We start from the raw sequence: 11,651 nt of genomic DNA on the forward strand, positions 1-11,651 counted from the left end.
AGAAGGGTGTTCCTTAATGACAACTAGCAAAACGAATCCTAAAGTAGATGGATTTATAAGGAAAGTAAAACAGTGGCAAGAAGAATATGAGACTTTGAGAACTATCGTTCTTGACTGTGAGTTGACTGAAGATTTTAAGTGGATGCATCCTTGTTACACACTTGAGAGCAAGAACATAGTCTTAATCCATGGATTTAAAGAATATATTGCGCTGCTGTTTCATAAAGGTGTCTTATTAAAGGATACCCACGGGATTCTAATTCAACAAACGGAGAATGTACAAGCAGCACGCCAGATTCGGTTCACCAATATTCAAGAGATCATTGAAAAAGAAAGCATCATAAAAGACTATATTTATGAAGCCATCGAAGTTGAAAAAGCCGGTTTTGAAGTGGAATATAAAAAGAATACAGATTTCATCATTCCTGATGAATTTCAAAATAAACTCGATGAAATGCCCGCCTTAAAAACTGCTTTTGAAGCTTTGACGCCCGGGCGGCAAAGAGCATACCTTCATCATTTTAATGAGCCCAAGCAATCCAAAACTCGAGTATCTAGGGTTGAAAAATGGATGCCGCAAATTCTGGATGGAAAAGGATTAAATGATTAAGTTGTATAGGAAGAAGCAACCTTAGAACGGTGAACAATCCGAACTGAGGTTGCTTCTTCTTTTTTAACTAAGACAGACTTTTATTCTACTTCAGGTAGGTTCCTGTCACTCCGATTCCACCGCTACCGTTCAATACATACACTCTCGCGTTTCCTTTTCCGGAGCATACCAGAGTGATTGTGCCGTTAGTAACGTTTTTGGTATCGCCAGTCACCGCATCCACGTAAGTTCCGTTCGGAATTCCGGTAAATGTCGCATTTCCTGAGATCGTAACTAATGCAAAGCTATCGATCCCTTTGGAACTGTCGGTGTATCTTCTTTTAAATGCCAAATCACCTGATACATTTTCTGTAGAATATTGGCCTTTTTGCAAGGCTGGAACCGCTCTTCTGATTAAATTGAGTTGTCTGATATGTTTGGCCAAAGGATAGTTCAATGAATCGGCAAGTGTGCCAGTAGCATTTGTATATTTACCGTAATCTTGAACAGTAACACTACCCTCAATGTGATCACCGAAGTAAGCACGCCCTGTTGAGCTGAGCGGTGCATTAGGACCTACATCGATGACTGATCCTTTTTTGAATTCAACTTCAGAACCATAATAGATCGCAGGTATTCCTCGGAAGGTGAACATCAGAGCAAGATTCTCAGCCCATGTGTCTTGTGTCCCTGCAAATCGTTGATTCTCTGGTGCTTGGTCAGGTGCATAGTCATGAGAATCAATATAAGTTACATTCCAGGTGGCATCGTTATAGAATTGATCACCGCTCTTCATACTGAATGCTTCCTGTGCAGTCTTGAACGCCCAATGCATTGGAAAATCAATCACATCCATACCGGATTTCATCGAATAGTCAGGCGCGTGATAATTATTACCTATTAAAAAAGCATTGTTCGAGGTTGGCTGCCCTGCTGTAGTAGAGTTATCTGCCCACTCTTGTTCCACTGACAGCTTGTTGGAAGCGTAGTCATTTTGTCCATCACCTGGATAAGCTTTCGAGCTTTTCCATGTATAGAATGGAGTCGATATTGCCGGAATCCCACTGTTCCATACATCTCTGTACCGAGTAGCCACTTCACCAAAGACAAAGAAGTTTGAGCCCCCTCTTGTTTTCCAAGCAGGAACAAAGTATTTGTTAAAAATATACCGACTCACATGCTTCACAGTATCGACCCGGAAAGCATCAACACCCATATCAATATATTGATTATAGCTGTCAATCAGATACTGATTCACTATAGGATTTTCCGTATTTAAGTCCACGGCGTCTCCTGCAATCTGTCCTGTTTGTACGGTGTAAGATTCCCAGGAAAGACTTTTTTCGGTATGGTACATGTTATTGTTGGTTTCTGCATTTTTCATGATTGCGAGTCTGGCCTGATATTGCTGATCAGGGGTCATCGTATCATAGTTAGCTGGCAGTTTATCCGTAATTTTGAGCATGTTATTTACGGTGTCGGCTGCAGTTGGATCTTTTTTGAACATCGGTAACAGATTCTCTTCCCCAAAATTACCGGTATGATTCACAACAACATCCTGAATAACCTTTATCCCTTTAGCATGTGCCGCATTAATCAACTCCTGATAAGAGGCTCCCGCTGACTCATATCTTGGATCTACTTTGGAAAAGTTTATCGCATGGTAGCCATGATAATCATACCCGCTGGCATTCTGCACCACTGGCGTAATCCAAATGGCACTGAATCCGAGCGCTTTGATGTAGTCAAGCTTTTGAATCAGTCCCTTAAAGTCACCTCTCCAAGCTGGGTCTGAGTCCGGATTGCCTGCTTTGGCATCTTCCCATGAATGTACATTGTTACTCGGATCACCATCATAGAATCGTGAAGTAATCACGAAATAAATAGTGTCTTCCCGGAAATCGCCTTTATTTCCAATCGTGTAGACAAAACTCTGTTTCGTTTCATTTCCGGCACCGTCAACCACCAGGAACTTCAGTGTCGTCGTCTTATTAATAAGGATGGACGGTCCTGCCAGAGCAGTTAAAGCATTGCCCGAGATATAGAGATTTGAACTGGTAGTTGGTTCCGTACCATTATCAGTGTAATATGCGGTGGTCGTTGCCGCTTTGTTATCTTTTATATTAAAAGATACGGTAACCGCAGAACTTGAATTCCCAACTGGTAAATTCGCTGTTATCGTTGGGGCTTGCAGATCGAGATTTAGGTCAATGACATAAGCAAAAGTGCCTATACTGCCTGCTTGACCTAAGGAGTTAACACCAAAAGCTTTGATAGTCGTAGTAGAGACTACTTGGATTGGAGTCGTGTACAAGGTAGAAGATGTCGTAGGTGTCGACCCGTCTGTCGTATAGTAGATTTTATCGCTGCTATTAAGACTGGTAAGCTTCACGGACTGAGCAGAATCATATGTCTTAGGCGTAGGAGAGACTGAAATCACAGGGATCTTCGGAATTTCTGGATTAGCGTCATACCACACATTATCTGCGGAATACCAGCCCTCTTTTACACTCCGGGACAAGTCTGTGGTCTGTTTGCCGTTGCCATCATTAAAGATAAGGCTTGTGCCGGTGGCGTTGGCAATAGTATAGCTGTACCAGTCGTTTCCGTCCGATTTCATCAGAATTCCCGGCCAAGCTCCGCTTGTTGGAACCGTTGTCGGACTCAGATTCCAGTAATGAATTCGAACTGTTGAACTCCAGTTAGCTGGTTTCTTAAAATGAACCGTTAAGCCAGCCGAAGTTGGCGTTGGTGCAGGAGTAGGCGTCACTGTTGGTGTAGGCGTTACGGTTGGTGTTGGTGTCACTGTTGGTGTCGGCGTAGGAGTTGCGGTTGGTGCAGGAGTCACTGTTGGCGTTGGTGTAGGAGTAGCGGTTGGTGTAGGAGTTGCTGTTGGTGTTGCTGTTGGTGTTGGCGTAGCTGTGGCTGAAAGGGTCACATAGTCTATATTGATATTTCCAGTATCGTCCGAGTCATATTTGTAGGCGATCGTATTATTCCCTGCCTGTAAAGAGAGTGTTTCTGTTTGGTCACCCCATGCTTCCCAGTTTGCCAAGTTCGCTAAAGTGGTCTGCTTTATCTTTACTCCATTCACATAAATGGAAACTTGCCTGGCACTGCCAGTCGCATTGGCATAGCGAAGCGTGGCATTATAGGCGCCTGCAGCGGAAGATTGAACATTGAAGGTGGTAGTTGCTCCTGTGGTTGTGTATCCATCAACAAAACCGGTGCCGGTATATCCGGTGTGATTCGTATTTATTTTTGCGCCACCCGACAAGGCTGCGCTCTCAGCTTCGTATTTCCCAACGACCGGAATAACAACTGTCCAGTTCTTTCCTCCGTTGCTATCCCAGCTATCCGTTGGCGCCGTGATGTGATAACAATAAATGAGTGTTGCGCCCTCCTGAACATTGAGGTTGGCCGTAAACGTGGTCCCATTTTTTGACATGACAGTGTCCGTAGTATTCGTCCAGTTATTCGTGGTCCAATGTAGTGTTACAGCAGATGCTGTGGTGTTCGTATAGGAGACTGTATAATCAGTGTTGCTGGCTGAAGCCCCGCCGGATAAACCGAATAAACTAAAGATTAGCGAAAAAATGATCAACCAAGTAACAAACCGCCTAGATTGTTTTCGTACCAATTAAATAACCTCCTCATTAATTTTAAGTGTAAATTTTGTTGTGCAAACGTTTGCAAAAATGAGAAAAAGAAACAATCTGACTTATCCAATATCCTCCTTCTTAGAAAATATGGAAAAACCTCATTGTATGCGTTTACAAATAGAACTATTGAGAGATCCTCAGGTTACAGATAGCTCCATATCTAATGAATTTTCCCTGTTTATGATTATAGGCTCCAACCTTTTCCGGGTCAATGCATCTTTTAGGCTAAAACCATAAAAATTTAATGGTTTAAACACACAAAGTTCAATCGTTTTCATTCATCAGTTGTTCAGGCACATCAAAATCTTAGACTACCGATATTTATAGAATTTTTCCATCAACATATTATTTTGTATGTCCCTAAATTAAATCGTCGCTGATGAGGAAGCAGTTGCTTGGTCAGCTTTTACACAATCAATTGCCACAACGAACGCAATCATGATTGCCTCCATCTCCTCATCCAATATTTGTACCTTGTAGCTATCGCCCCAAGTAAACCATTCCTTGTTCACTTTACCTATGACTACACCATGCTGTAAGACCTGAAAATCCATGTCCCACCAGTTACCATGTACTTCAATGTCAGCCGCATCAATCGTATAACGTGCTTTAAAGAAAGAAAACTCCTTCTTAATCGTTAACACCTCTCGACCATTTACCTGAACAAAAAACTTCGGTAAAAAACTAAATACCTTCTTCGTGATAAGTGCGACTTCATCTCTTGTTGTATTCATAATGGAGAACGTCTTTGGTATTTGCATAAAACTGCCCTCTACATAATAGACATCCTGCTCCTGCTGATTCTTTACCGTAAATTTACCACTTAGACTGAATACCTTCTGCTTTATATAAAGTTGCTTCATTCCAATGCCTCCTTCGATTTAAGCATATTATTAAAGCGTAGATTTTATCATAGATATTAATAGTGATAGCCACCTAACCAAGAACAACCTTTCGTTAGCCTTCTCATTATTGAACTATCGTTCCCCATTAGTTGAACGAATGATTGTCATCATGTACTTTAGTCACCCATCCGTGTTTTCAATGGTTCTAAAACTTCCGTTTATGATACGGAAGACCCTCGCCTTCTTCGCAATACTGTTTAAGACTGTACAAAAAAATAGCCCAGTTATAATTACATACGCGATAAAATGCGGTCACTTCCTCCCAATTCATCTGACGAAAAATGATTGAAGTCTTCCCGTTTTTTTCCTCCATATCAAAAGAAATTGTCGTACCTATCCATTCTGGATCTGAATCAACACACTGCCACAAAATCTTTTTATCGGTAACAAGCTCATCAACTCGCATCTTTGTTAAGCCTTTGCCACCGAATCGGAACTCATTTAAGCAACCGATCTGATCATTGACTATTAGTTCATTTGTCCATATTTCTGAAAGTCCTTTTGCAGTGGTTAATGCTTCATATACCGTTGAAGCTGGAACATTCACGGTCTGTAAGTGCTCGATATTTGCCATATAGCTCATTCCCCTTTTTTATAAGGATTTTAATTTATGTAATTATTTGTATAAGAATATTATACCATGGTACGGTTGATGTGATTTCTTTCCGATTGCTCATTTTTGAAATAACGCATTAGGGAAGGTTGTTTAACTATGCTGCCCTTTAGTTGAACAAAGGATTACCTCTATGTAGCGCTCTCATTATTGAACTATAGTTCCTCGTTAGCCATCCATGCATCCTCTGCAATGCACCACAGAGCATGAAAGTTGACCCGTTCTTTCATGGTAGTTGAACGACATGTTCTAATTTGTGTTACGGTTCTCCGTATCGCTCTAACGGCGAACCGAATTACAAAAACATAACAAGTTCAAATAAATACACCTACAAAGAATCAATCCAAATTCTTTGTAGGTGTGCATCATAATGGGTTTCAGGTCTGGGCTAAATTTTTCGTTCCTCATACTCAAAGGGTTCTTCACAAGAGTAAATGTCATGGAAAAATCCCTTATACGGGATATCGTCCTCCAAACATTTTATGAGATACGACAATTCCTCGTCACACTCCAGTTCCTTACCGGTGTTCTGCATTACCTCAAAAGCATCTACAATACTTTCCATAATGCATACTTGAATAAATAAGGGCAGCCTATCCAACATTGAATCTTCGAGTTTGGTCTCGAATCTATATCCCGCGAGGACGGTTTCAAAATAATCATCCATAAACTTTCTGCGTTTACCAGCGTCTGGTTCAGATTGAGTCCAGCCCACTCCGTGAGTCCAGAGACTTGCCAGGTCATACATATACCAACCGAAACATGAATTATCGAAATCATATACGGTTATTTGCCCGGTATTAAAATCTATCGAATAATTCCCATCGTTATAATCAAAATGGATCATACCGAAAGTCTCCTGATTCATGTCCAATCCTTTTAAAGTATTGAGGATCTGTACCATTTTTTCCTTAGTCAGGGATAAGGAATCGGGAATCAGTTTATCGATATATTCAGCATTAAATTTATCAAAAAAACTATAACGGCGATGAGTAGGCGTATACCCTTTTGATATTTGGTGCAGTTTCCCCAGAACTTTACCGCAATTATAATAATATTCAGTAATCGGAGCTCCATCCCGGTACCGATAATGATTTTCCACAAGCATTTTGCCCTTGGCCTTTTCAAATAGGCAGACAAAAAAAGTGCGGTTATTGTGAGTAATTTCTTCCAGCAGGTTTCCCTTCTTGGAGCTGACTACATCCGCGACAGTTCCACCATGCTCGAATAAATACCTGATATACTCAACTTCTCCCAGAAAATCTTCCCGGCTTCTGTCAGGCAAAAAAGCGATTCTTAGTATCTTGGCGTTGGCGCCTTCTTTCTCACAGGTGTATACGACATTCCTCCCGCCCTCATGTGGCGGAATCTGCCGGATGACCCAGCCTTCTAATCCGAACAACTCTGATACTACTGTAAGTAAATAGGTATCTCCAATTGAAACAACTTCGTTGTAATTTATAACTATCTCTCCTTTTCGTACAACCATCTATTTATGAATACAAAAAGAGCATACCTCAATAGCGGCAAGCTCAATGGACTTTTTTGATCATTTTAAGCGTTGTTCACTCTGATGGGCGCAAACCATTCCATTTCACAATATTGTCCATCATATGCATCCGTGTCAATTTTTTCGAAGAAGAATTCGCTATCCAGAAGTTCGTATCTCCCGTTGTGCTCCTTGACAAGCCTATCGATGGCAGTATACAGCGCCTCTGCGCGTAATTCGCTAATTTCCTCGTAATGATGGTTCCCAATATAGCGAAAGCCGACACACATAGAAGCAGGGACTGTATCACCTGTAAAGCCGTCAGGAATATCGTTCAGACCCCTTACACGCATAGACGGTAGATAGTGCGTCCAACTAAGCGATGGATCAGGTTTCCTCGTTAGACCGTAAAAGATATTGGTTTCTACTGGATTAGGAACATTATGCCGATTGTCCCACCAAAACTGTTTGGCAACTTCGGGTGCTTTTGTCGGCGCTTCAGCAATCTCAATTTGATACATTCGCCCGATTAAATGAAAGGATGGAATCATGACCATTTCCGGCCCGTATACCAGATTCCCGCAAACATTATTCTTTGGAAACAGATGAAGAGGAGGTGTTACGTGAATGTTTCTCCTGGAATCTCTACATTCACCAGGCGTAAGCCCATATTCGCGTTTAAACGCACGTATGTAGGTTTGCTCATGTTCATAACCGCATTCAATGGCAATGTCGAGGACCCGCTTCTCAGTTTTCATCAAATCCTCTAAGCTGACGGCTAGCTTTCGAGAGCGGATATAGCTTTGTAGCGGCACGCCAAAAGCGAACTTGAAAAGTCGACGTAAATGAATAGTGGAGATCGGGAGATCGTTCAGATATTCTGTCTCTCTCGTACCAGAAACATTTTCTTCTATTCGGGATAGGAGCTCAAAAAGGATTTTGTATGGTTGTATAGCCGATGTCACTCTCCTTGTATGTTCTTGTTCCTAAAATTCTAAACCGAACATATTTGCTACTAGTGAAATCATACCACAAGGTGGAAATCATTGTCGCTCAATTGAAGGGCTAGAATTTCTTATAAATCATCGAATTTCCTGCTGTAACGGCAAGTTTTAGGGCCATCCCTTTGCGGGATGGCCCTTTCTTAGATCTCACTTTGTTCAACTATCGTGTCCCGTTACCTTAATGATGCATATGGTGAAAATCACGTTTTCTCTTTAATAATCATGGCTATGTTTAAGTTTAATGCTTATTTTGGACATAAAATTAACCGCTTTTTTAGAAAGCGGCTAATTAAGCTAATGTTGTTCCATGAAGTCATTACTTATTAAGCATATTGTATTCAATCCACTTATTTATTTCAGTTTCATTAAAATATATTTGATTACCAATGTGGATGAGTGGAATGAACCTATAAGTGTCGTATGATTGAACTCCCGCTTTTTGTTCAACTTGACTCTTAATAAGCAAGTCAAAATCATTTAATGAAATTCCCATGTATTGTGCTGCCTCGTCAGAAGTCATTAGTGCTTTCGTCTGAGTGGAAATAAGCGGTTGCTCCAAATGTTCATTGTCTATTCCATCTGTTATAATCCAAGCTGATAAAACTATGCATCCTCCGAGGATGAGAATTGAAATTGGCAACAAGATGTTTTCTTTTTTCACATTTTCCCTCCAAAATTCATTCTTTTCCTCCAATTTAATAACAGGAATTACAAAAACCACCTTTCCCCATATATGCCCGTTAGGTGAACGAAAGGCTACCGATTGTGCCGGCAGCCTCCCACTATTGTTAATTGAACAAACGTGTCCCGTTAGGTTAACCGCTTTTTGCTTACTATTGGGAACAACCCTAGATTTTATTTGAACAAGATTGAGGTATCACGAGAATCAAAAAAAGTACAAACGGACGTTGATGCTAACTAAATATTAGGACTCCAAATATAATAGTCAGTACCACAATAACTGTCAATGAGGCTACTTTTGCATAACGAATTGCCCCCTCAGATACTTCAGGTTCTTCTTTATACATCCATCGTTTCCCCCATAATAAACTATCCTCAGGACAAAAATAAGTCCATATTAATACTCCATACATAGGAATCATAAAAATAAAAAACAAAAAAATTCCAGCTATCTTTTCCACTACATCACGCTCCCTCTACCATACCCCAATAATGGATTGGACAATTCTTATGGCCTCCAATAAGTAGGATTTCGTCTTATTTAAATATACCATATATTGGAACCATCCTGCCCGTTCAATGAAAAAAGCAGGATACCGTAGCTCCTGCTCATCAATTTGTATTATTGAACTATCGTGTCTCGTTAGCGCAACGACTTACTCTGTTGAATTTCGTGTTCCTCAACATAAAGCGGCATCAGAGAAGGCGGATCGTACCTTATCGCGGCCTTTAAACGACAAAATGGTGCCGATAGCCATAGCCCCATAGCCGCAACGAAATAATGAGCCTAATCCGACAGTGCCCGCATGATGTTGGATTTCGCCTCTGCCGCAATCGCTTCATTCCCGTCATCGACCGCTTGCATTAAGATCAGTATGGGGATGTATACCGCGATCAGCCGCGCCAGCAGCTTCGTTTCCTCGTCCGCTCCTCCGTACGTTTCGAAAAACACGCCACGAGCGTAAGGTGGTAAAAAGCTATAAGCAACGCTCAAATCGCAAGCCGGATGGCCTATGCTCAGATCGCCCCAATCAATGATGCCGGAAACGATCCCGTTCTCATTCACAAGCATATTTTTGAAATGAAGATCGCCATGTAGCAGTGCATTCACCGCCTCGACACGGTCCTTTTGCAGCCTGCTAATATACGCTTCGATCACACCGGACTCCTCCGGCGACAAGTGTTCAACCACCTTCGATAGAAAGCCCTCCAATTTCACTTTGCGCGATGCTATGTCCGTCAAGTTTCGATGATCTTGCTGAACTCCGCACTTCAGCGCCGCCTGCACCGGAAACTCATGCAATCTCCGCAAAAATTTCGCCAGCGTCTCTGCCGATAAAGCCCGGCGTTCTTCCGTCAAACCGATTGGGAAATCCCCTGGCACGTAGGCATAGCCAAGAAATGGTGCCGGGTATTCGTCACTTGCTTCGCCATAAAACAACGGTTTCGGATAGGGGATGGTCATATATGCCTCCAGCTTCGGCAGCAGCTTCCCTTCCATACGAATCGAGCCAACTGCAATCGTTCTTCTTGGAAACCGGAACACGTACTCGTCACCGATGAGAAAAACCGTATTGTCCCAGCCCCAGCCCAATCGCTTCACTTGCTTCGATGACAGCTGAGGGAATTGTCTGCCGATCAGCGTCCGCGCCTGCTCTTCGTTAACCTCCCACTCCGCATCCCATACATTCGTTCCTCCCATGAATTGTCTGCCTCCTCGTTCCTTACGTTATTTAGATGTTTACATTCCCTGGAAGTTACGCATAACTGCCCGTTAGTTGAACAAATAAAAAACGACTGCCGAAGCAACCGCTATTCCACTATAGTATCCCGTTAGAATTCCTGTAGAATGAATAATTTGGCCTTTGTACAAAAAAGAGCACCTCTGTAACATGGGAGTTGGATACGGGTCTACAGCCCTTTTAACTCACCATCTAGGAGGTCGCTCTACTATGAAGTTTAAAGCTCAGGACAAGCAAAATCAACTCATTGAAAACATTTCCTCTTTGCATCTGGTTGTCGGTGTAGATATTGCCCAGGAGATGCATGTCGCTCGTGCAGTGAGCTATCGGGGAATTGCGTTGGGATCGCCTTTCGAGTTCGGCAACCATGCCGAGGGCTTTCGCCTGTTCGGACGCTGGATTCAAGATCTGCTCAAGTCTTACAAGCTGAGCAAAATCATTGTGGGTATGGAACCCACTGGACATTACTGGCTGTGCCTGGCTCGTTGGCTCTCAAACCAAGGAATTGAGGCTGTTCTCGTTAATCCACACCTCGTTAAAAAGAACAAAGAAAATCGCGACAATACCCCATCAAAAAGCGACCGCAAAGATGCGCTCGTTATCGCGGATATGGTCAAAAACGGCTACTATTCCCCCGTACGATTCAACCCGGAAGCCTACGAGGAACTGCGGATTCTTATGGCCAATCGGGACACGGTTACCAAACGCCTTAACAGTGCCGTTAACCAGATTCATCGCTGGGTAGATATTGTGTTCCCAGAACTTCGGCATGTCTTTAAAATTCTCACCTGCACTAGTAGCATTGCCACCTTAAGGCTGTTTCCTCTCCCGAAAGAAATTAGCCGGTTAACGACAGAGCAAGTCATTTCTGGCTGGAAGCAATATGTGAAGCGTCATGCGGGTTTGCGGCGGGCCGAGCAGCTTATTACACTAGCTAAACGCAGCGTTGGTGCTACAAAGGCGCTA

Annotated in this window: 10 protein-coding genes; 2 read left to right on the forward strand and 8 right to left on the reverse strand. The window is 42.4% G+C overall.

What is annotated here, in order from left to right:
* Positions 1 to 16 precede the first annotated feature (16 nt).
* Entirely contained in the window at positions 17 to 610 is a 594-nt protein-coding gene (locus UQ64_RS23155; protein ID WP_060625791.1) for a YdeI/OmpD-associated family protein, read from the forward strand.
* Positions 611 to 695: 85 nt separating this feature from the next.
* Here UQ64_RS23155 and UQ64_RS23160 read toward each other — a convergent pair whose 3' ends face one another.
* The 8 genes from UQ64_RS23160 to UQ64_RS23195 form a co-directional block, all read right to left on the reverse strand.
* Positions 696 to 4,229, reverse strand: a complete 3,534-nt coding sequence (locus UQ64_RS23160) for an alpha-amylase family glycosyl hydrolase (RefSeq protein ID WP_060625792.1) — start codon at positions 4,227 to 4,229, stop codon at positions 696 to 698.
* Between the two features lie 387 nt (positions 4,230 to 4,616).
* The gene (locus UQ64_RS23165; protein WP_060625793.1) at positions 4,617 to 5,114 is read right to left on the reverse strand and encodes an LURP-one-related/scramblase family protein; all 498 of its coding nucleotides are present in this window, start codon (positions 5,112 to 5,114) and stop codon (positions 4,617 to 4,619) included.
* 187 nt (positions 5,115 to 5,301) lie between these two features.
* On the reverse strand, positions 5,302 to 5,730 hold the full coding sequence (locus UQ64_RS23170) for an SRPBCC family protein (RefSeq protein WP_060625794.1): 429 nt from the start codon (positions 5,728 to 5,730) through the stop codon (positions 5,302 to 5,304).
* A 427-nt stretch (positions 5,731 to 6,157) separates the two neighbouring features.
* Positions 6,158 to 7,258 (reverse strand): phosphotransferase enzyme family protein, encoded by a 1,101-nt coding sequence (locus UQ64_RS23175; RefSeq protein ID WP_082651285.1) that lies wholly within the window; start codon positions 7,256 to 7,258, stop codon positions 6,158 to 6,160.
* Between the two features lie 65 nt (positions 7,259 to 7,323).
* Positions 7,324 to 8,223, reverse strand: coding sequence for a helix-turn-helix domain-containing protein (locus UQ64_RS23180; RefSeq protein WP_060625795.1), 900 nt, complete (start codon positions 8,221 to 8,223; stop codon positions 7,324 to 7,326).
* A 355-nt stretch (positions 8,224 to 8,578) separates the two neighbouring features.
* Positions 8,579 to 8,923 carry a helix-turn-helix domain-containing protein gene (locus UQ64_RS23185; RefSeq protein WP_156417653.1) on the reverse strand — a complete coding sequence of 115 codons (345 nt, stop codon included), beginning with the start codon at positions 8,921 to 8,923 and terminating at the stop codon, positions 8,579 to 8,581.
* Positions 8,924 to 9,176: 253 nt separating this feature from the next.
* Positions 9,177 to 9,404 carry a hypothetical protein gene (locus tag UQ64_RS23190; protein ID WP_082651286.1) on the reverse strand — a complete coding sequence of 76 codons (228 nt, stop codon included), beginning with the start codon at positions 9,402 to 9,404 and terminating at the stop codon, positions 9,177 to 9,179.
* Positions 9,405 to 9,730: 326 nt separating this feature from the next.
* Positions 9,731 to 10,645 carry a phosphotransferase gene (locus UQ64_RS23195; protein ID WP_060625797.1) on the reverse strand — a complete coding sequence of 305 codons (915 nt, stop codon included), beginning with the start codon at positions 10,643 to 10,645 and terminating at the stop codon, positions 9,731 to 9,733.
* A gap of 250 nt (positions 10,646 to 10,895) precedes the next feature.
* On the opposite strand from UQ64_RS23195, the gene UQ64_RS23200 reads away from it, so the two are divergent.
* Positions 10,896 to 11,651 (forward strand): IS110 family transposase (locus UQ64_RS23200; protein ID WP_156417654.1); only part of this gene is annotated, 756 nt, incomplete at its 3' end.

This window comes from Paenibacillus etheri, from assembly GCF_001012825.1.
GTDB lineage: Bacteria > Bacillota > Bacilli > Paenibacillales > Paenibacillaceae > Paenibacillus_AQ > Paenibacillus_AQ etheri.

Bases quoted from the DNA above. Each gene is read 5' to 3' on its own strand.
- UQ64_RS23155 (WP_060625791.1), top strand. From the start codon at position 17: ATGACAACTAGCAAAACGAATCCTAAAGTAGATGGATTTATAAGGAAA.
- UQ64_RS23165 (WP_060625793.1), bottom strand. From the start codon at position 5,114: ATGAAGCAACTTTATATAAAGCAGAAGGTATTCAGTCTAAGTGGTAAA.
- UQ64_RS23170 (WP_060625794.1), bottom strand. From the start codon at position 5,730: ATGGCAAATATCGAGCACTTACAGACCGTGAATGTTCCAGCTTCAACG.
- UQ64_RS23175 (WP_082651285.1), bottom strand. From the start codon at position 7,258: ATGGTTGTACGAAAAGGAGAGATAGTTATAAATTACAACGAAGTTGTT.
- UQ64_RS23195 (WP_060625797.1), bottom strand. From the start codon at position 10,645: ATGGGAGGAACGAATGTATGGGATGCGGAGTGGGAGGTTAACGAAGAG.